Annotated in this window: 19 protein-coding genes; 9 read left to right on the forward strand and 10 right to left on the reverse strand. The window is 58.0% G+C overall.

The annotated features are described in order from the left end of the window. Window positions 1-6: 6 nt before the first annotated feature. Together yiiM and sodA are read right to left on the reverse strand one after the other, a co-directional pair. Window positions 7-744, reverse strand: coding sequence for a 6-hydroxyaminopurine reductase (yiiM, locus tag KGP24_RS22860; RefSeq protein WP_223561878.1), 738 nt, complete (start codon window positions 742-744; stop codon window positions 7-9). Between the two features lie 7 nt (window positions 745-751). Beyond that, entirely contained in the window at window positions 752-1,372 is a 621-nt protein-coding gene (gene sodA / locus KGP24_RS22865) for a superoxide dismutase [Mn] (protein ID WP_004203668.1), read from the reverse strand. Between the two features lie 288 nt (window positions 1,373-1,660). Here sodA and rhaT point away from each other — a divergent pair, with 288 nt between their 5' ends. Next, window positions 1,661-2,695, forward strand: a complete 1,035-nt coding sequence (rhaT, locus tag KGP24_RS22870; protein ID WP_223561879.1) for an L-rhamnose/proton symporter RhaT — start codon at window positions 1,661-1,663, stop codon at window positions 2,693-2,695. On the opposite strand, the gene rhaR is transcribed toward rhaT, so the two are convergent. After that, window positions 2,696-3,544 (reverse strand): HTH-type transcriptional activator RhaR, encoded by an 849-nt coding sequence (gene rhaR / locus KGP24_RS22875; RefSeq protein ID WP_223561880.1) that lies wholly within the window; start codon window positions 3,542-3,544, stop codon window positions 2,696-2,698. Window positions 3,545-3,617: 73 nt separating this feature from the next. Next, on the reverse strand, window positions 3,618-4,454 hold the full coding sequence (rhaS, locus tag KGP24_RS22880) for an HTH-type transcriptional activator RhaS (protein WP_223561881.1): 837 nt from the start codon (window positions 4,452-4,454) through the stop codon (window positions 3,618-3,620). A gap of 301 nt (window positions 4,455-4,755) precedes the next feature. Between rhaS and rhaB the strand changes: the two genes are divergently transcribed. From rhaB to rhaM, 5 genes are read left to right on the forward strand one after another with little or no spacing between them, the layout of a single operon-like run. Then, on the forward strand, window positions 4,756-6,225 hold the full coding sequence (gene rhaB / locus KGP24_RS22885) for a rhamnulokinase (protein ID WP_223561882.1): 1,470 nt from the start codon (window positions 4,756-4,758) through the stop codon (window positions 6,223-6,225). Then, window positions 6,222-7,481, forward strand: a complete 1,260-nt coding sequence (gene rhaA, locus KGP24_RS22890; RefSeq protein ID WP_223561883.1) for an L-rhamnose isomerase — start codon at window positions 6,222-6,224, stop codon at window positions 7,479-7,481. The genes rhaB and rhaA overlap by 4 nt, the downstream gene beginning before the upstream one ends. A gap of 35 nt (window positions 7,482-7,516) precedes the next feature. Then, the gene (gene rhaD / locus KGP24_RS22895; protein ID WP_223561884.1) at window positions 7,517-8,347 is read left to right on the forward strand and encodes a rhamnulose-1-phosphate aldolase; all 831 of its coding nucleotides are present in this window, start codon (window positions 7,517-7,519) and stop codon (window positions 8,345-8,347) included. 41 nt (window positions 8,348-8,388) lie between these two features. Then, window positions 8,389-9,537: a lactaldehyde reductase gene (gene fucO, locus KGP24_RS22900; RefSeq protein WP_223561885.1), complete on the forward strand. Its 1,149-nt coding sequence runs from the start codon at window positions 8,389-8,391 to the stop codon at window positions 9,535-9,537. After that, on the forward strand, window positions 9,534-9,848 hold the full coding sequence (gene rhaM / locus KGP24_RS22905; RefSeq protein ID WP_223561886.1) for an L-rhamnose mutarotase: 315 nt from the start codon (window positions 9,534-9,536) through the stop codon (window positions 9,846-9,848). The genes fucO and rhaM overlap by 4 nt, the downstream gene beginning before the upstream one ends. On the opposite strand, the gene KGP24_RS22910 is transcribed toward rhaM, so the two are convergent. The 4 genes from KGP24_RS22910 to KGP24_RS22925 form a co-directional block, all read right to left on the reverse strand. Beyond that, the gene (locus tag KGP24_RS22910; protein WP_223561887.1) at window positions 9,836-11,113 is read right to left on the reverse strand and encodes an MFS transporter; all 1,278 of its coding nucleotides are present in this window, start codon (window positions 11,111-11,113) and stop codon (window positions 9,836-9,838) included. The genes rhaM and KGP24_RS22910 overlap by 13 nt on opposite strands. Before the next feature lie 44 nt (window positions 11,114-11,157). Beyond that, a complete protein-coding gene (locus tag KGP24_RS22915) occupies window positions 11,158-13,281 on the reverse strand; it encodes an alpha-galactosidase (protein ID WP_223561888.1) in 2,124 nt (707 codons plus the stop codon). Between the two features lie 104 nt (window positions 13,282-13,385). Further along, window positions 13,386-14,381, reverse strand: coding sequence for a LacI family DNA-binding transcriptional regulator (locus tag KGP24_RS22920; protein WP_223561889.1), 996 nt, complete (start codon window positions 14,379-14,381; stop codon window positions 13,386-13,388). Between the two features lie 17 nt (window positions 14,382-14,398). Next, window positions 14,399-14,947, reverse strand: a complete 549-nt coding sequence (locus tag KGP24_RS22925) for an XRE family transcriptional regulator (protein ID WP_223561890.1) — start codon at window positions 14,945-14,947, stop codon at window positions 14,399-14,401. A 104-nt stretch (window positions 14,948-15,051) separates the two neighbouring features. Between KGP24_RS22925 and KGP24_RS22930 the strand changes: the two genes are divergently transcribed. Together KGP24_RS22930 and KGP24_RS22935 are read left to right on the forward strand one after the other, a co-directional pair. Next, the gene (locus KGP24_RS22930; RefSeq protein ID WP_032662709.1) at window positions 15,052-15,711 is read left to right on the forward strand and encodes an AzlC family ABC transporter permease; all 660 of its coding nucleotides are present in this window, start codon (window positions 15,052-15,054) and stop codon (window positions 15,709-15,711) included. Continuing rightward, window positions 15,711-16,034 carry an AzlD domain-containing protein gene (locus KGP24_RS22935; RefSeq protein ID WP_032662707.1) on the forward strand — a complete coding sequence of 108 codons (324 nt, stop codon included), beginning with the start codon at window positions 15,711-15,713 and terminating at the stop codon, window positions 16,032-16,034. The genes KGP24_RS22930 and KGP24_RS22935 overlap by 1 nt, the downstream gene beginning before the upstream one ends. A gap of 39 nt (window positions 16,035-16,073) precedes the next feature. On the opposite strand, the gene KGP24_RS22940 is transcribed toward KGP24_RS22935, so the two are convergent. Together KGP24_RS22940 and fdhD are read right to left on the reverse strand one after the other, a co-directional pair. Further along, window positions 16,074-16,286 (reverse strand): DUF1471 domain-containing protein, encoded by a 213-nt coding sequence (locus KGP24_RS22940; protein WP_023309747.1) that lies wholly within the window; start codon window positions 16,284-16,286, stop codon window positions 16,074-16,076. Between the two features lie 114 nt (window positions 16,287-16,400). Beyond that, complete coding sequence (gene fdhD, locus KGP24_RS22945) at window positions 16,401-17,237, reverse strand: formate dehydrogenase accessory sulfurtransferase FdhD (RefSeq protein ID WP_223561891.1); 837 nt, start codon at window positions 17,235-17,237, stop codon at window positions 16,401-16,403. A gap of 371 nt (window positions 17,238-17,608) precedes the next feature. Here fdhD and fdnG point away from each other — a divergent pair, with 371 nt between their 5' ends. Beyond that, window positions 17,609-20,659, forward strand: coding sequence for a formate dehydrogenase-N subunit alpha (gene fdnG / locus KGP24_RS22950; protein ID WP_121423257.1), 3,051 nt, complete (start codon window positions 17,609-17,611; stop codon window positions 20,657-20,659). Window position 20,660 lies beyond the last annotated feature (1 nt).

Consider the following 20,660-nt stretch of genomic DNA (forward strand, 5'->3'; position numbering starts at 1 on the left):
GGAGAACTACTTCCCCCACAATCTCCGCGAATTATCCTCGATCTTGCTGCTTAAACGCCGCTTCTGCATCGTTCTCGTCCAGCTGGTCGATAGCCCCGCAGCCGACAGCAGGCGGTGATACTGTTCGTCGTCAAACGGTATATGCCATGCAATAGCGCAGGCCTCATAAACAGATACATCGCTCAGGCGCGACGCCAGCTCAAGCGGGGCATCCGCAGAAACCTGCCCAGCCAGGACCACGCGATACAGCCAGCCGGTTTTACCCGCTTTTTGCAGCTGGGCAGACATATCCTGAATACCGAAGTGGTAGTTAAGCTTGAAGCACGGCGAGCGTGGCTGCGTCACCTGAATCAGGGCATCGCCCCAGCGGTAGATATCACCAATAAACACATTCTTTTCGGTGAGCCCTTCGGTGGAAAGATTCTCGCCAAACGCGGGGGCAACGAAGAGATCCGCCTGCTCGGGGAACTCTGCCTTCCAGTGCTCATAGTGCTCGCGCGGATAGTGGCACAGCGCGCGTTCCGGCCCGCCGTGGATTTTCTTTTCGGCCTGCTCGTCGCCCGCAAGCCCAAGGTCGGTTAACGTCAGTTCACCGTCGACCTGAATTTTGGCGATGGCGCTCGGGCGGCTGCCGTCGTAATCCCTTACCTTGCCTGTAAACACGTTCACCGGATAATGCATCGCTGCTCCTTTCTGCAGATACAAAAAAAGCGAGTCATTAGACTCGCTTCTCACAGGCGTCAATGCAACCTTATTTTTTAGCGGCGAAACGCGCTGCTGCTTCGTCCCAGTTCACGACGTCCCAGAAGGCTTTGATGTAGTCCGGGCGACGGTTCTGGAACTTCAGGTAGTAAGCGTGTTCCCACACGTCCAGGCCCAGAATTGGGAAGCCGGATGCGCCAGAAATTGCTTCACCCATCAGCGGGGAGTCCTGGTTAGCAGTAGACACTACCGCCAGCTTGTCGCCTTTCAGAACCAGCCACGCCCAGCCAGAGCCGAAACGGGTTGCAGCGGCTTTTTCGAATTCCGCTTTGAAGTTGTCAACAGAGCCGAAGTCGCGCTCGATAGCCGCTTTCAGGTCGCCCTGCAGGGTGGTACCGGTCTTCAGGCCTTTCCAGAACAGGCTGTGGTTAGCGTGGCCGCCAGCGTTGTTACGCAGAACGGTTTTCTTGTCCGCTGGCAGCTGGTCCAGCTTGGTGATCAGCTCTTCAGCAGACAGGTTAGCGAACTCTGGCAGGCTTTCCAGCGCGGCGTTCGCGTTGTTCACATAGGTCTGGTGGTGTTTAGTGTGATGGATTTCCATCGTCTGCTTGTCGAAATGCGGTTCCAGTGCGTCATAGGCATACGGCAGGGATGGCAGTGTATAACTCATAATCCTCTCCATTATTGTCGGGCGGCACAGCTGTTAATGCCGCGTAAGCAGTTGGTTCATTATAGTTAATTAAATGATATTGAAAATGATTATCAATGCCGTAGTTTTTATAAGGTTATTCGTTTTTCGATTAATAGCGGAAATGTGCGTCTGCTCACGCGGTTAACGTGCTGATTGCCATCCAGAACACATGTGCGGCAACCTTCTGAAGGTTCCCAAACCGCCTAATTTTTACACTCCTCAAGTCGGTGGGAAGCCACTGACGATAAAAACGATGAGGGTGTAAAAATGAATCATGCGATTACGATGGGTATCTTCTGGCATTTGATAGGCGCCGCCAGTGCAGCCTGTTTCTATGCTCCGTTCAAAAAAGTGAGGGGCTGGTCATGGGAGACCATGTGGTCCGTTGGCGGGATCGTGTCCTGGCTGATTTTGCCCTGGACCATTAGCGCCATGCTGCTGCCCGATTTCTGGGGCTACTTCTCCTCCTTCAGCGCCACCACCCTGCTGCCGGTGTTCCTGTTCGGCGCGATGTGGGGCGTCGGCAACATCAACTATGGCCTCACCATGCGCTATCTCGGCATGTCGATGGGCATTGGTATCGCAATTGGCATCACGCTGATCGTCGGTACCCTGATGACGCCAATTCTCAACGGCAACTTTGACGTGCTTATTAATACACAGGGTGGGCGGATGACGCTCCTGGGCGTGCTGGTAGCGGTCATTGGTGTAGGAATTGTGACTCGCGCGGGGCAGTTAAAAGAGCGCAAGATGGGCATTAGAGCCGAAGATTTTAACCTGAAGAAAGGCCTGCTGCTGGCGGTGATGTGCGGCATTTTCTCGGCCGGCATGTCTTTCGCCATGAACGCCGCCAAACCGATGCACGAAGCGGCTGCCGCGCTGGGCGTCGACCCGCTGTACGTTGCGCTGCCAAGCTATGTCGTGATTATGGGTGGCGGCGCGATGGTTAACCTCGGTTTCTGCTTCATTCGTCTGGCAAAAGTCAAAAACCTGTCGGTAAAAACCGACTTCTCGCTGGCAAAATCGCTTATCATCACCAACGTTCTGCTCTCCGCTCTCGGCGGCCTGATGTGGTATTTGCAGTTCTTCTTCTACGCCTGGGGCCACGCCAGCATTCCGGCGCAATACGACTACATAAGTTGGATGCTGCACATGAGTTTCTACGTACTTTGCGGCGGGCTGGTTGGGCTGGTGCTGAAAGAGTGGAAAAACGCCGGACGTCGTCCGGTTGGCGTACTGAGCCTCGGCTGCGTGGTAATTATTATCGCTGCCAATATAGTCGGCCTCGGGATGGCAAACTGATTACGACCCTTTTCGACTGCGATGACGCCACTGTACCGGCGTCATCCCCACCTCGCGGTTAAACACCACTGAAAAGTAGTTACTGTCCTCAAAGCCGCAGCACATCGCCACATCACTGACCATCCACTCCGTATGCTGGAGAAGATATTGTGCATGGCAGATGCGCAGCTGGCGCAGATAGTGGTTCACCGTCATCCCGGTCAGGGTGCGGAACTGCTGGCGCAACGCGCGCTCGCTGCACTGTTCCTGCTCGCAGAATTTCTCCAGAACAAAGTTTTTATTCAGGCTGCCCGCAAGCCGGGTGATGAGCTTATCCAGCAGCGCTTCCTGCGTCGTGGCGGAGGGGTTATCAGTGGCGTAACGGTGGCGCTTCAACGTCATCACCAGTTGGGCGAAAAGCAACTCCGCCAGCTGATTAGATACGGGGTCGTTCTTCTGGCTCTCCTGCTCCAGTTGAGAAATAACCTGCCGCACCTGAGCCATGCCGTTACTGCTTAAGCGCCAGTGCGGAGAACCCTTAGCATCAAGAAAGCCCGGAATGCTCGCGGCCCAGTCCACGTTAAGCCTGAGCCTTTCCGGACAGTAAATAACGTTCTGCAGCACCAGGTCGTTAACCGAGGCGTAGGAGTGTTTATCCTCCGCGCGAATGTAGAACAGATCGCCGCGCGTAATGCGGTAGGGACGGTCGTTGAGGATGTGAAGGCCGTTACCGCGCCACACCAGCACCAGCTCGCAAAACTCGTGGGTATGTTCGGCAAAGACGTCTTGCGGGTAGCGATCGGCCACCGTGACGGCCTGACTCGCGGAGGCATAAAAATCATCTTTGCGAAGAATTAACTGAGCAGCCACATCACGACCTCTACGCCGAATAACCTGACACTATTAGCTTTTTTGCGGAAATAAAACGGTGACTGCCCTCGCGTTACTGAAGCATCGCGTCTTTCCCTTGACGAATATCGCGCGGCGACCAGCTAAATTCCCGGCGAAACAGCGTTGAAAAGTGATTGCTGTCGCCAAAACCGCAGCAGTAGGCAATATCTGTAACGCTTTCGTCGGTATGACGTAAAAGATGACGCGCTTTGATCAGGCGCAGACGGTTAAGGTAGCGCTGCGGCGTCAGCCCGGTGTGCTGCTTAAGCTGGCGATGCAGGGTGCGCAGCGACAGTGAAAAATCATCCGCAAGCGTTTCCCAGCAGACGTCCTCAGCGAAATGATCTTCCAGCCAGGCCATCAGATGGTTCAGGCGCGCGTTATTATCTTCCAGCCCTTCAACCAGACTGCTGCGGCGCAGCAGCACCAGAAGCTGCATAAACAGCAGTTCGCGCGAGGCAATGGCGTGCGTCTCCTGCCCCTCCTCGCTCTTCTCCATCTGGCTCACCAGCTGACGCACCTGCTGCAGGATGGACTGATTCACCCGCCAGTGCGACGGATAGTGTCCGTCCTGCTCCTGGGGCAACAGCTGATTCAGCCCCGAAAGAAACTGGAACGCGTCCGGGGAACGGTAGAGCACATTAGTCAGATACAGGTTGTCGGTATGTTCATACAGGTGCCGATCGTGGTCACGCACGAAGCACACCGTACCGCCGCTGATGGTATAGGGCTGGCCATTGAAGACATGAATCCCCGTCCCGCGCTCAACAATCACAATCTCATGAAAATCATGATGATGCTCCGGAAACGCGGCCTGAGGAAGCCGCGGCTCAATCGCGACAGGCAAACCTCCTGAAGGAAAAAAATCCACGCTGTGCAATATGGTCATAACGGCCTCCACCAATGAAAAATGTTCTCAAAATAGTAATTAAGGCCTCCCACACTCACCTTCAATTTTTGGCAGTAAACCTCGCAAAAGCTGTCCATTTTTCAAGAAACAGGGGGAAAGATCGGGAAATGCGGTCAGCGTCACACTGTCTGAGAACCCCGCCGCTGCTGGAAACTGTGAACTCCCTCACATTCACCTTTGCTTTCTTGCCAGCGCGAGATTTGGCCTGTCAGTGGTGAGAAGGTGACTTTTTCTTCCCTTTTTTACACTCACCGCTAATGACTTAAGAAAGGACCCGACCATGACTTTTCGCCATTGTGTGGCTGTCGATTTAGGCGCATCCAGCGGCCGCGTAATGCTCGCGAGCTGGGACCGTGAGCAGCACACGCTTTCGCTTCGCGAAATGCACCGTTTCGCCAACTTTCTGCAAAAGCAGGACGGTTTTGAGGCCTGGGATATCGATGCCCTGGAGGCGGAGATCCGTATCGGACTGAACAACGTTTGCGACGATGGCATTCGCATCGACAGCATCGGCATTGATACCTGGGGCGTGGACTACGTTCTGCTTGATAGCCATGGCGAGCGCGTCGGCTTGCCGGTTTCTTATCGCGACAGCCGCACCGACGGCCTGATGGCGCACGCTATCGCCCAGCTTGGCAAGGACAACATCTACGGGCGCAGCGGCATTCAGTTTCTGCCGTTTAACACGCTTTATCAGCTGCGTGCTTTGGTCGAGCAACAGCCGGAGCTGGTCGCAGACGTGGCCCATGCTCTGCTGATCCCGGACTACCTGAGCTATCGCCTGACCGGCAACATGAACTGGGAATATACCAACGCCACCACCACGCAGCTGGTCAACATCAACTCGGATAGCTGGGATGAACATCTGCTGGCCTGGACGGGGGCGTCGCCTTCCTGGTTCGGCACACCAACCCACCCGGGTAACGTGATCGGTCACTGGATTTGCCCCCAGGGGAATGCAATCCCTGTCGTTGCCGTCGCCAGCCACGATACCGCCAGCGCGGTGATAGCGTCCCCACTTGCGAGCAAAGACGCGGCTTACCTCTCGTCCGGCACCTGGTCGCTGATGGGCTTTGAGAGCAAAACCCCGTACACCAGCGATGCCGCGATGGCCGCAAACATTACCAACGAAGGCGGTGCCGAAGGGCGCTACCGCGTACTGAAAAACATCATGGGGCTGTGGCTGCTCCAGCGGGTGCTAAGAGAGCAGAACATTACCGACCTGCCTGCGCTTATCGCCGAAACCGAGAAGCTGAAGGCCTGCACTTTCCTGATCAACCCGAACGACGATCGCTTTATAAACCCGGCGCACATGAGCGCCGAAATTCAGGCCGCCTGCGTTGAGGGCGGGCAGCCGGTGCCGTCCAGCCCTTCCGAACTGGCGCGCTGCATTTTTGACAGCCTCGCCCTGCTGTATGCCGACATCCTCAGCGAGCTGGCGAGCCTTCGCGGAAAACCGTTCAGCCAGCTGCACATCGTGGGCGGCGGCTGCCAGAACCAGCTGCTGAACCAGCTCTGCGCCGATGCCTGCGGCATCACCGTGGTGGCAGGTCCCGTGGAGGCCTCCACGCTCGGCAACATCGGCATTCAGCTGATGACCCTGGACGAACTTTCCAACGTTGACGACTTCCGTTCGGTAGTGGCGGCGAACGCCAGCCTGACCACTTTCACCTCCAATCCCTGCAGTGAAATTGCTCGCTTTCGGGCGCAGTTTCAGCAAAACCGACTGACTAAGGAGCTTTGTGCATGACAACTCAATTAGAACAAGCCTGGGGCCTGGCTAAACAGCGTTTCGCCGCCGTCGGCGTGGATGTCGAAGAGGCGCTGCGCCAGCTCGACCGTCTGCCCGTATCCATGCACTGCTGGCAGGGCGATGACGTCGCCGGTTTCGAGAACCCGGGCGGTTCCCTGACGGGTGGTATTCAGGCCACCGGTAACTACCCAGGCAAAGCGCGTAACGCAACCGAACTGCGCGCCGACCTGGAGCTGGCGCTGAGCCTGATCCCGGGGCCAAAACGCCTGAACCTGCACGCGATTTATCTCGAATCCGACGAGCCGGTGGCGCGCAACGAAATCAAACCGGAACACTTTAAGAACTGGGTAGAGTGGGCCAAAGCCAACAGGCTGGGCCTGGACTTTAATCCGTCCTGCTTCTCACATCCACTGAGCGCGGACGGTTTTACCCTCGCCCACGCTGACGACGATATCCGCCAGTTCTGGATCGACCACGTGAAGGCCAGCCGCCGCGTCTCGGCGTATTTCGGCGAGCAGCTCGGCACGCCGTCGGTGATGAACATCTGGATCCCGGACGGCATGAAGGACATCACCGTCAATCGTCTGGCTCCGCGCCAGCGCCTGCTGGCCGCGCTCGATGAGGCCATCAGCGAGAGGCTGGACCCGGCGCACCACATCGATGCCGTAGAGAGCAAGCTGTTTGGCATTGGCGCCGAGAGCTATACCGTTGGCTCGAACGAGTTCTATATGGGTTACGCCACCAGCCGCCAGACCGCGCTGTGCCTGGATGCCGGCCACTTCCACCCGACCGAGGTGATTTCCGACAAAATCTCCGCCGCCATGCTCTACGTGCCGCGCCTGCTGCTGCACGTCAGCCGTCCGGTGCGCTGGGACAGCGACCACGTGGTGCTGCTGGATGACGAAACCCAGGCGATTGCCAGCGAAATCATCCGCCACGACCTCTTTGACCGCATACACATCGGCCTCGACTTCTTCGATGCCTCCATCAACCGCATCGCGGCGTGGGTTATCGGCACCCGCAACATGAAGAAAGCTCTGCTGCGCGCGCTGCTGGAGCCTGTCGCCGCGCTGAAACAGCTGGAGGCTAACGGCGACTACACCGCGCGTCTGGCGCTGCTGGAAGAGCAGAAATCCCTGCCGTGGCAGGCGGTGTGGGAGATGTACTGCCAGCGTAACGACGTCCCGGCAGGCAGCCAGTGGCTGGAAAACGTGCGCGCGTACGAGAAAGACGTGTTGAGTAAGCGCGGGTAATTTTGCCCTCACCGCGATAACTGGAAAATAAAACTATGCAGACCATCACCACTTCCTGGTTCGTCCAGGGCATGATCAAAGCCACCTCCGACGCCTGGCTGAAAGGCTGGGACGAGCGCAACGGCGGCAACCTGACGCTGCGCCTGGACGACGCGGATATCGAACCGTTCGCGGCCGATTTCCACCAGAAGCCGCGCTATATCGCGCTGAGCCAGCCGATGCCGCTGCTCGCCAACACGCCGTTTATCGTCACCGGTTCCGGCAAGTTCTTCCGTAACGTCCAGCTCGACCCGGAGGCCAACCTCGGCGTGGTGAAAGTGGACAGCGACGGCGCGGGCTACCACATTCTGTGGGGCCTGACCGACGAGGCGGTGCCCACCTCCGAACTGCCGGCGCACTTCCTCTCCCACTGCGAGCGCATCAGGGCAACTAACGGCAAAGACCGCGTGATTATGCACTGCCACGCCACCAACCTGATCGCCCTGACCTACGTGCTGGAAAACAGCGCCGACTTCATCACCCGCAAGCTGTGGGAAGGCAGTACCGAGTGTCTGGTGGTGTTCCCGGACGGCGTGGGCATTCTGCCGTGGATGGTACCGGGTACCGACGAAATCGGCCAGGCAACCGCCGTTGATATGCAAAAACATGCTCTGGTGCTGTGGCCGTTCCACGGCGTGTTCGGCAGCGGCCCTACGCTTGATGAAACCTTTGGCCTGATCGACACCGCCGAGAAATCAGCGGAAGTGCTGGTGAAGGTGTACTCCATGGGCGGCATGAAGCAGACCATTCCCCGGGAAGCGCTCATCTCCCTCGGCAAGCGCTTTGGCGTGACCCCGTTGCAATCCGCGCTGGATTTATACGCATAACACCTTCGCAGGACAAACGTTGATCGTTCAGGAGAATTATCATGAGCTTTATGTTGGCACTTCCCAAAATCAGCCTTCACGGCGCGGGCGCAATCGGCGATATGGTCAACCTGGTAGCGTACAAGCAGTGGGGAAAAGCGCTGATTGTCACCGACGGCCAGCTGGTGAAGCTGGGCCTGCTTGACAGCCTGTTTACCGCGCTGGACGCCCATCAGATGTCGTATCACCTGTTCGATGAGGTGTTCCCGAACCCAACAGAAGCGCTGGTGCAAAAAGGATTTGCGGCTTACCGGGACGCGGAGTGTGATTACGTGATTGCCTTTGGCGGCGGTAGCCCGATTGATACCGCCAAGGCGATTAAAATCCTCACCGCCAACCCCGGCGCGTCAACCGATTATTCCGGCGTCGGCAAGGTGAAAAATGCGGGCGTACCGCTGGTGGCGATCAACACCACCGCAGGCACGGCGGCGGAGATGACCAGCAATGCGCTGATCATCGACTCCGCGCGTCAGGTGAAAGAGGTGATTATTGACCCGAACATCATCCCGGACATCGCCGTGGACGATGCCAGCGTTATGCTGGATCTTCCCGCCTCCGTGACCGCCGCAACCGGTATGGACGCATTAACCCACGCCATTGAAGCCTACGTGTCCGTTGGCGCGCATCCGCTGACCGACGCCAACGCGCTGGAGGCGATTCGCCTGATCAACCTGTGGCTGCCGGAAGCGGTCGACAACGGTCATAACCTTGAAGCGCGCGAGCAGATGGCGTTTGGTCAGTATCTGGCGGGCATGGCGTTTAACAGTGCGGGTCTCGGCCTTGTGCATGCCCTGGCGCACCAGCCGGGCGCGACCCACAACCTGCCGCACGGCGTATGCAACGCCATACTGCTGCCGATCGTCGAAAGCTTTAACCGCCCGAACGCGGTTGCGCGTTTCGCCCGCGTGGCGCAGGCGATGGGCGTCGATACCCGCGGCATGAGCGATGAAGCCGCCAGCATGTCCGCCATTCAGGCGATTCGCGACCTGAGCGCTCGCGTCGGCATCCCTGCGGGCTTTAGCCAGCTCGGCGTGACCAAAGCCGATATTGAAGGCTGGCTGGATAAAGCCCTCGCCGATCCGTGTGCGCCGTGTAACCCACGTACCGCCAGCCGCGATGAAGTCCGCGAGCTCTACCTGGAGGCCCTATGATCCGCAAAGCGTTTGTGATGCAGGTCAACCCGGACGCGCACGAGGAGTACGCGCGTCGCCACAATCCGATCTGGCCTGAGCTTGCAGCAGTACTGAAAGACCACGGCGCTCACCACTACGCCATTTATCTCGACAAAGCACGTAACCTGCTGTTTGCGACCGTAGAGATTGAATCGGAGGCGCGCTGGAACGCGGTAGCGAATACCGACGTCTGCCAGCGCTGGTGGAAACATATGGGCGACGTTATGCCGTCGAACCCGGATAACAGCCCGGTAAGTACCGAGCTGAAAGAGGTCTTTTACCTGGACTGATGTGTTAACGCCGCTGCCCCCGCGGCGGCGGCAATCTCCTGCCTGCTGCTCAGCGTAAACGCCGACACCACCGTAATCGCCAGCACGAAACAGCCCAGCATCAGATACGTCTCCTGGAAGCCGATCCGGTCATACATATTCCCGGCAAAAGCGGAGAGGAAAATGGCCGCCGACTGCTTGGCAAACTGGAAGCCGATCAGATAGATAGTCGCCGACAGACGGGTATCAAACACCCCGGTGATGTACTTGAATGCGCCCACGAGCAGGAACGGGACTTCCAGGGCGTGCAGCATCTTGAGGGCAATCACCTCCACGGCAGTGGTGGCGAACGACGAGCCGATAATGCGCGTCGCCATAATCACCCCGGCGATCAGCAGCGTGTTCTTCGCGCCGATGCGGTTAATGATCCACGGCGAGCAGAACATAATGATGGCATTACAAATCTCCCCCGCAGTCGTTGCGAAACCAAAGGCGCGGGTCCCTTCCTGCGGCGTGGCGAAGAAGGTTTTAAAGAAGGTGGCAAACTGCTGGTCGAAAACGTCATACACGCAGGCCACGCCAATCACGTAGAGGATAAACATCCACATTCTGCGCTGGCGGAACAGGTTGAACACGGTTTTAGCGGTGATTTGCGGCTGGTTTGCGCCCAGGGCATCCATGACCTGCGCCGTCTGGTTGGGCTTCGGCTTCGCAACTACCAGCAGCAGCATCAGCAGCAATGCCGCTCCCGATCCCATCCAGAAAACATACGACGGATCGATACCAAACAGGATGCCGCCCGTTGAGGCGCACAAGCCCCAGCCGAGACAGCCAAACATCCGCGCCTTGCCGTATTCAAAGAAGCTGTTGCGGCTCACGCGTTCGATGTAGGCCTCAATCGCCCCCGATCCGGCCGAGAAGACAAAACCGATATACAGCCCGCCGCTCAGCGCGCCCAGCCAGATATTGGCTTTCAGCAACGGCGCGAAGACGTACAGGAAGAACGGTGCGAACAGAAACAGCAGCACCGCGATAATCCACAGAAGGTGTTTTTTCAGCCCCAGCTTGTCCGAAATCACGCCCAGCACTGGCTGGAAGGCGATAGCCGACAGCGAGATGCAGGAGAAGACGATCCCGGTATGGGTTTTATTCAGGCCGATGATGTCCGACAGCCAAATCGGCAGGAACGGAAAGCAGGTGGCCATGATGAAGAAGTAGAGAAAAAAGAACAGCCCGAAGATCCAGAAGTTAGGGTTGTCTTTGTGGGTACAGGTTGTTGTGCTCATTATTTTTATCCTCAACGGAGGGCCGGCTGCCCGGCCCGTCACCCTTACACGCGTTCGACGCCAATCAGAATGGCGGTTTCCGGATCCAGAATCGGCAGCGCAATGCCCGCCTGCATCAGCCACTCGCCGCTCGCCGTTTGCGGCGTTTCCATCCACGCCGGTAGCTTGCGCATGGTGTGCCCTCCCTCACCCGTAATCTGAATATTCGGGTGATCGAGCAGCGTGACGCGGTACTGGGCGCTGGCCTCCAGCCCCGCCATGCGCAGCGGTATCATCAGGCTGTAGTCCGGCATCGCAAGCTGGCTAACCATAAACAGCCCCTGCGCCTTGTCTTCGCTCACAATCCCCTGCACCAGCGTGGTGGCATCCGGCATATCAATACGCCACTGGGTACCATGGTGGATCACCTCTCGCCACTGCTTGTGCAGCGCGGCGTAATGGCGATAGCCTTCGCGCTCCTGTGCGTCCACGGTGAGCGGATCCAGCTCCAGCCCCATATGGCCAAACAGGGCCGTCAGCCCGCGGAAGGCGATGCCGTGCTGGCGGAAGGTGGCGTGGCATTTATGATGACCGATATGCGCGCCCATCACCTCCGGTGGGAAGAAGTAGCTCATGCCGCGCTGGATGGTGCTGCGCTCCAGCGCGTCGTTGTTGTCGGATGCCCAGAATCGGTGGCTGCGGGTCAGTACCTCATAATCAATGCGCCCGCCGCCGGAGGAGCACGATTCAAACTCAATGTGCGGGAAGCGCTCGCCCAGCACGTCCAGCAGGCGGTAAAACTGGCGGGTCTGGGCGTCGGCGGCAGCTTTACCGTTGTGCCCCGGCTGCACCAGCTCGCGGTTCATGTCCCACTTCACGTAGTCGACCGCATGCTCGCCCAGCAGCCAGCTCATGCGCTCCACCAGGTAATCAAAGGCCTCCGGGATATTGAGATTGAGCACCAGCTGGTGTCGTCCGGTCGCCTGGGGATAGCCCGACAGCGCCAGTACCCAGTCAGGATGCGCGCGGTACAAATCTGAATCCGGGTTGATCATTTCCGGCTCAACCCAGATGCCAAACTCCATGCCGAGCCGTTTGACGTGGTCGATCACCGGCGTCAGGCCGTTCGGGTATTTTTTCTCGTCCAGATACCAGTCGCCCAGCGCGGCATGGTCGTCGTTACGGCCTTTGAACCAGCCGTCATCGATGATGAAACGCTCTACGCCCAGCGCGGCAGCCTCGTCGGCCATGCGCTTGATGTAGTCCGGATCGTGGTTGAAGTAGATCCCTTCCCAGGTATTGAGGTGCACCGGGCGCGGTTTGTTTTCCGGGAAGCGGATGACGTTGTCGCGCAGGTAGCGGTGGAACGGCTGGCTCATGCCGTTCAGGCCCTGCGTGGAATAGCTGGCATACAGGCGCGGCGTCCAGAGCGTATCGCCTTCCTCAACCGCCATTTCACCCGGCAGGTAGAGCGCTTCGGCCTGGAGATAGCGACGACCGTCGGTTTTCGCCTCCGCGCGCAGGCGGTGATTACCGCTCCAGCCCAGATGTACCCCCCAGACGTCACCCTGCATTTCGCTGAACGACGGCGTACCGGCAATCAGCGCCGGGAAGTGCTCGTGGGAGGTTTTACCCCGGCGGTTTTCAATCACGAAGCTGTCATGTTCAAGCTTTACGCGGTGCGGCTGAAACTCCCTGATCCAGCGTCCGTGGAAGGCCATTACCTCCTGCGCGCGCTCGGCCACCGGCAGGGTGACGGCGAAACGGTCCACCTGCCAGGGGAGCGCTTTCAGGTTCGTTAAACCGTGACGAACCACCAGCACGCCGCTGGCATCCAGAGCCAGCTCGCTGGTCAGGCGCAGTCCCGCATGCTCATCTTCGGCAGTTATCGTCAGGGTGTTTACGTCCTGCTGCACCTGCGTGGTTTTGAACACCGGGGAACCGTCCAGCCCCTCGCGATGCCCCTCAATGCCCGGCGAGCCAAACAGGCCGTGCCCCAGCTCGGCCATCAGCGTGACCGGGGAGTCGACGTCAAGCCTGCCGTTGGCAACAGGACGCGCGAGCATAGCAACATCCTGCGGCGAAAAGTGCCGAAGATGAGGCCCCCAGTAGAGAATTTCGGCGAACGGATGGGTTTTAATCACCACGTCTACCGTCGTGGTTTCGAGCCGTAAAACGGAATTTTGCATCAGACATCTCCTGTCATCGGGATGATCTGAGTGTTGATCCGAAACGTTTCGGATACAAACCAAAACGTTTCGGATCTGTGATCGGGTTTAAAATTTTGCGGTATTTAGGCCGTCTGGCCTGGGGTAAATTCTGGCTGCCAGAGCACCTGAAGCTGTTCAATATCGTCGCCGTTAATCAGCTGACGCACCATATCGGCAATCTGTTTCCCAACGCCCTGGCGGGTGGACTGGATAACCGACGCCACGTCAATATCGACGATGCTGTCCTGCGGCAGGCCGTCGTAGACCACCAGCGAGACGGCGTTGTCGCCGGATAAACGCCCCAGCTGCGCCAGCGCCATCGCCGCGCCGTCGCCGTGGGTGTTGCAGTCGGTGATGATGGCCGTGGGCGGCTGCGGCAGGGCAAGCAGTTCTTTCGTGGTGGCATACCCGACGCGGCGCGAAGGCGGCATAGCGCGCAGCCATTCGCTGGAAAGCCCGGCTTCCCGCAGGGCGTCCAGATAGCCCTGACGGCGCTGGGTGATAAACGCCTGATTGTTACTTTCGCCAAGTAGCGCGATACGCCGATGGCCTTTCTCGATCAGCCAGCGGGTCGCCTGATGCGTACCGGCGTAGTTGTCGAAGTCAAACCACGCGTACGGCTGCGGGAGGTGGCTGCGCCCAAGCGCCAGGAAAGGAAAACCGGCGGCCTGAAGCTGCTCAAGACGGGGATCGTGATCCAGCGTGTGCGCCACGATCAGCGCGTCGACGCGGCGGCTTTGCACCATGCGCATATAGCTGTGCTTATCCGCCAGATCGTCGTCGGCGATGAGCAATAAGTCGATCTCATGTCGCGCAAGTTCATGGCTAATTTCGCCGACCATGTCCATAAAAACGCTGTTATTGAGCGGAACAGGATGTACGGGAAACACCAGCCCGACGGCGTCAATTTTGCCCATCTTCAGGCGGCGGGCGAAGGTGTTCGGTCGGTAACCACGGCGCTGGGCCTCTGCTTCCACGCGTGCGCGCGTCTCGGCGGAGACGTCGTCATATCCGTTGAGGGCGCGGCTGACGGTGGTGACTGACAGCCCCAGTTCTTTAGCAATGGCTTTAAGCGACATGAGTTTCCGTATCTCTGTTAGTTTTGTTCCGCCACCAGCAGCGCGTGCGTATCCGGCTCCAGCGCCTTAAAGATATGCGGCCGATCGGCGGGATAACAGATGTAATCTCCCGGGCCGAGTTCTTCCGCCGCGTCGATCAGGCCGACTAACGCGCGCCCCTGCGTCACAATAATATGTTCAACGGACCCCGGCGGATGCGGCTGGGAAATGCGGTCTGCGCCCGGCTGGGTAAGCAGGAGGTATACGTCGCGTCGCGCGCCCGGCGGACATGCCGCCAGCAGTATCGCCTCGTAGTTGGCCTGTCCGGCAACGACCTTCGTACCTTCGCCACGACGGATCACCTGAGTGGTAGGCTGCTGTGGTTCGAGCAGGCGGGCGAAAGGAATATCCAGCGCCACGCAAAGCGACCACAGCGTTTCCAGGCTCGGGTTACCGTTGCCGGACTCAAGCTGAGAAAGCGTGGATTTGGCGATCCCGGCACGGCGAGCGATTTCCGCCAGTGAAAGCCCGGTTCGCAGGCGTTCTCGCACCAGGCTTTTGGCGATTACGCTGATTGGCTGCGTCATAAAACGGCCCTTTTTGTTCTATAAATCGAACGAATCGTTCATCTTGAAAAACACTTCTGTTGCGTTCATTATAATGGATACACGTTCGATATGGCTAAAAATGTATGAAGCATCATCTCTCCTGCCTGAAAGGCGACACCATAAAAGCAATCATCCTGGTCTGTCTCGCGGTCGGCGTTGTCGGGATGTCATACGGCTCCCTGGCGATGGCCTACGGTTTCCCGGTTTGGGTACCGTTTGTACTCTCCATCACCGTACTCGCGGGCGCGTCTGAGTTTATGTTTATCGGCATCGTGGCGAGCGGCGGTAATCCTCTGGCGGCCGCCGCCGCGGGGTTGCTGGTCAACGCGCGGCACGTGCCGTTTGGCGTGACGGTGCGTGAACTGGTGGGCAAACGTGGCCTGAGCCTTTTGGGCTGCCACATCATGAACGACGAAAGCGTGGTGTTTGGCCTGTCGCAAAAAACCGCCGAGCAGCGTAAAGCCGCCTACTGGCTGTGCGGCTTAGGCGTGGCGATTGTCTGGCCGCTGGGGGCCCTGCTGGGCGCCATGGTCGGCAAACTGCTGCCGGATCCGGAAACCATTGGCCTGGATGCGGTATTCCCGGCCATATTGCTGGCGCTGGTAGTTCCCGCGTTTAAAAACCGTACCACGCTAATCCGCGCCTGCAGCGGTGCCGTTGTGTCGCTGGCCGCCGTGCCGTTTGCTCCGGTGGGATTACCGGTGCTGCTCTCATTACTGGGTCTTGCTGCGAGGAAAAAATAATGGGAAACATGACGTTTTTTATTCTCGGCATCGCCATTTTGTCTGCGGGAACGTACCTGATGCGTCTTGGCGGGGCGAAACTGGGCAGCAGGCTGGCATTGTCAGAACGTTCGCAGGCGCTGCTGTCAGATGCGGCAACGGTATTGCTGTTTTCCGTGGCGCTGGCGACCACGTTTTATGAAGGTGACCACTTTGCCGGCATGGCGCGCGTACTGGGCGTGGCGTTTGCGGTATTTCTGGCCTGGAGAAAGATGCCGTTAATTGTGGTGATCGTGGCTGCGGCAGTGGTAACCGCGCTGCTGCGCGTGGCGGGCATAAGCTAAAAAAGCGCCCCGGGGGCGCTCTTTCGACGGTGTGACAGCTTATTTAGTCAGTTCAGCAGTCATGTGTACGCGGTTACCTGAGAACGCCTGGGTAATTTTGTAAGATGACGCGCCCGCTTCCTGAGCCTGAGCCGCGATTTTAGCTTCTGCGCCATCAATGGTTGACGCGGTTGCGGTCACGGTCTGTGCAGCAAAAGAACCGAAAGAAGTAGCCAGAGCGATTACAGCGACAAAAGTTTTGATGCTTTTCATGATATAAACCCTTTCATTAAGTTGTTTAGGTAAGGCTCCGTGCCTTGATGAGATAAATATTAGACCTCATCATGAACAACTAAAAGCGGAAGGATTTGCTATTATCATTCAAAATTATTGATTAACTATTAATCGCTGCGGATGGGTATAAATCGTCGCCCTTCCCGGCTTGCAGAAGCCCACCAGCGTCAGGTTGCAGCGCTCCGCCACCTCCACCGCCAGCGTCGTTGCGGCTGAGACCGCAAACAGAATTTCCACACCGCACATCGCGGATTTTTGCACCATCTCATAGCTGGCGCGGCTGGAAACGAGCGCCGCGCCCTGCTGCCAGACCTGACTTTCACGCGCACGACGACCAAGCAGCTTATCCAGCGCCACGTGGCGCCCAACGTCCTCATGCCCCCCGGCAATATCCCCCGACGGCAACACCCATGCCGCCGCGTGCGTGCAGCCGCTCAGCTGGCCGATGGGCTGTACATCGTTCAGGTGCTCGAGCGCATGGTCGAGGTGAGCCAGATTAAAGGTCTGAGTAAACGGCAGTGGCGCAACGGGTTTGCCAATATCATTGAGCTGCTCAACGCCACAGACGCCGCATCCGGTACGCCCGGCCAGCGCGCGGCGGCGCTCTTTCAGCCCCATAAAGCGGCGGCTGGAGAGTTCGATTTGCACTTCAAGGCCGTTGCAGGCCTTCACCACATCCACGCCGTAAATCTCTTGCGGGTGTTCAATGATGCCTTCCGAGAGGGAAAAACCAATCGCGAACAGCTCCAGATCTTTCGGCGAGGCCATCATCACCACATGGGAAATACCGTTGTAAACCAGAGCAACGGGCACTTCCTCCGCCAGAAAATCCGGCGTGGCATGGGTAATGTGGGGCGGTCTGTGTACCGACAGTTCCACAATGCCCGCAGGCAGTGGTGACGAGTGGGGAGCACGGTTTTGTTTAGACACAGCGGTATTCCTGAACAACCACGGAGGTGAGCCTGCTATTGCAGCATAATCCACAGGCTGTACGCATAGTATGGATCAACTTTTCAACAATCATTCTCCTACTCATTTAGAAGGGGTGCAACCCGACAGCCGCTACACCCCTTTAACAAGCGGAGCTGTTAATGTGATCAATATCACACTTTATAATCAACATGGTGATAATACGTTCACTTTGTATTAACGCCATTAGAACAGCTGTACCGACATTGTGGTATTCTGATGATATCCCTCGTGGAATTGAGGGATTAACGCAAATTTTCACCTTTGCGGTCATTCTTCAGCCGCGAAGTCAAAACTACATATGTAAGCAATGTCGAAACAAGGAGTGACCCATGCAGGTCAGCAGAAGGCAGTTCTTTAAGATCTGCGCTGGCGGTATGGCAGGCACCACGGCGGCGGCACTGGGCTTTGCGCCCGGCGTAGCGCTGGCGGAGACGCGGCAATATAAACTGCTGCGCACCCGTGAAACCCGTAATACCTGTACGTACTGCTCTGTCGGTTGCGGGCTGTTGATGTATAGCCTCGGCGACGGTGCTAAAAACGCCAAAGCGTCTATCTTCCATATCGAAGGTGACCCGGATCATCCGGTTAACCGCGGCGCGCTGTGCCCGAAAGGTGCCGGTCTGGTTGACTTTATCCACTCTGAAAGCCGCCTGAAATTCCCTGAATATCGTGCGCCTGGCTCTGATAAATGGCAGCAAATTAGCTGGGAAGAGGCGTTCGACCGCATCGCAAAACATATTAAAGAAGACCGCGATGCGAACTTTGTTGAGAAGAACGCCGACGGCGTCACGGTCAACCGCTGGCTCTCCACCGGGATGCTGTGTGCCTCTGCTTCCAGCAACGAAACCGGTTATTTAACCCAGAAATTTACGCGCGCACTCGGTATGCTCGCGGTCGATAACCAGGCGCGCGTCTGACACGGACCAACGGTAGCAAGTCTTGCTCCAACATTTGGTCGCGGTGCGATGACCAACCACTGGGTCGACATCAAAAACGCCAACCTCATTGTGGTGATGGGCGGTAACGCCGCTGAAGCGCACCCTGTCGGGTTCCGCTGGGCGATGGAAGCCAAAATCCACAACGGTGCGAAACTGATTGTGATCGATCCCCGCTTTACGCGTACTGCGTCAGTGGCGGATTTCTACACCCCTATTCGTTCAGGTACTGACATCACTTTCCTGTCAGGCGTATTGCTGTACCTGATGACCAACGAAAAATATAACCGCGAATACACCGAAGCCTATACCAACGCCAGCCTGATCGTGCGTGAGGATTACCACTTCGAAGATGGCCTGTTCAGCGGTTACGACGCCGAAAAACGCAAATACGACAAAACCAGCTGGAACTACGAGCTGGATGAAAAAGGCTTTGCGAAGCGCGACACCACCCTGCAACACCCGCGCTGCGTGTGGAACCTGCTGAAAGAGCACGTTTCCCGCTACACGCCGGAGGTTGTCGAAAACATCTGCGGTACGCCGAAGGCAGACTTCCTGAAGGTATGCGAGCTTATCGCCGAAACCAGCGCGAAAGACAAAACCGCGTCGTTCCTGTACGCCCTCGGCTGGACGCAGCACTCCATCGGTGCGCAGAACATCCGTACCATGGCGATGGTTCAGCTCCTGCTCGGCAACATGGGGATGGCAGGCGGCGGCGTGAACGCCCTGCGCGGTCACTCCAACATTCAGGGTCTGACCGACCTCGGCCTGCTGTCTCAAAGCCTGCCGGGTTACATGAACCTGCCAAGCGAGAAACAGACCGATCTGCAAACCTACCTGACGGCCAGCACGCCTAAACCGCTGCTCGAAGGCCAGGTAAACTACTGGGGCAACTATCCGAAGTTCTTCGTCTCAATGATGAAAGCCTTCTTCGGCGACAAAGCGACGGCTGAAAACAGCTGGGGCTTTGACTGGCTGCCGAAGTGGGACAAAGGCTACGACGTTCTGCAGTATTTCGAGATGATGCACCAGGGCAAAGTGAACGGCTACCTGTGCCAGGGCTTTAACCCGGTTGCCTCGTTCCCGAACAAGAACAAGGTTGTTGAGTCTCTGTCGAAGCTGAAGTTCCTGGTGACGATTGACCCGCTCAATACCGAGACTTCAACCTTCTGGCAGAACCACGGTGAATCGAACGACGTCGATCCATCCAAGATTCAGACCGAAGTGTTCCGTCTGCCGTCTACCTGCTTCGCGGAAGAGAACGGTTCTATCGTCAACTCCGGACGCTGGCTGCAGTGGCACTGGAAAGGCGCGGACGCCCCGGGTATCGCCATGAACGACGGCGAGATCCTGGCCGGTATCTTCTTACGCCTGCGTAAGATGTATGCGGCAGAAGGCGGCGCGAACCCTGAGCCGGTGCTGAACATGACCTGGAACTACTCGACGCCGGAAAACCCAGCGCCGGAAGAAGTGGCGATGGAGAGCAACGGTAAGGCGCTGGCGGACGTTATCGACCCGGCCACCGGTACCGTGCTGGCGAAGAAAGGCGATCAGCTCAGCACCTTCGCGCACCTGCGCGATGACGGCACCACGTCAAGCGGCTGCTGGATCTTTGCCGGTAGCTGGACGCCGAAGGGCAACCAGATGGCCAACCGCGACAACGCCGACCCGTCGGGCCTCGGCAATACGCTGGGCTGGGCATGGGCGTGGCCGCTCAACCGCCGCATCCTCTATAACCGCGCATCCGCTGATCCACAGGGCAACCCGTGGGATCCGAAGCGTCAGCTTCTGAAGTGGGACGGCGCGAAATGGGGCGGCGTGGATATTCCGGACTACAGCACTGCCGCACCAGGCAGCGATGTCGGACCGTTTATCATGCAGCCTGAAGGGATGGGGCGTCTGTTTGCTATCGATAAGATGGCGGAAGGGCCGTTCCCGGAACACTACGAGCCGTTTGAGACGCCGCTGGGTACCAACCCGCTGCACCCGAACGTGGTCTCTAACCCGGCAGCCCGTATCTTCAAGGGCGATTTCGAAGCGCTGGGTAAAAAGGACAAGTTCCCGTACGTGGGCACCACCTACCGTCTGACCGAGCACTTCCACTACTGGACCAAGCACGCGCTGCTTAACGCCATCGCGCAGCCGGAACAGTTTGTGGAGATCGGCGAGAAGCTGGCGGGCAAGCTCGGCATCGCCCATGGCGATACCGTGAAGGTCTCCTCTAACCGCGGCTATATCAAAGCCAAGGCGGTGGTGACCAAGCGTATCCGCACGCTGAACGTTCACGGTCAGCAGGTGGATACCATCGGTATTCCGATCCACTGGGGCTATGAGGGCGTGGCGAAGAAAGGGTTCATTGCGAACACCCTGACGCCGTTCGTCGGCGATGCGAACACGCAGACGCCGGAGTTTAAGGCCTTCCTCGTGAACGTGGAAAAGGTGTAAC

The sequence above is a fragment of the Enterobacter sp. JBIWA008 genome, from assembly GCF_019968765.1.
Classification (GTDB): Bacteria; Pseudomonadota; Gammaproteobacteria; order Enterobacterales; family Enterobacteriaceae; genus Enterobacter.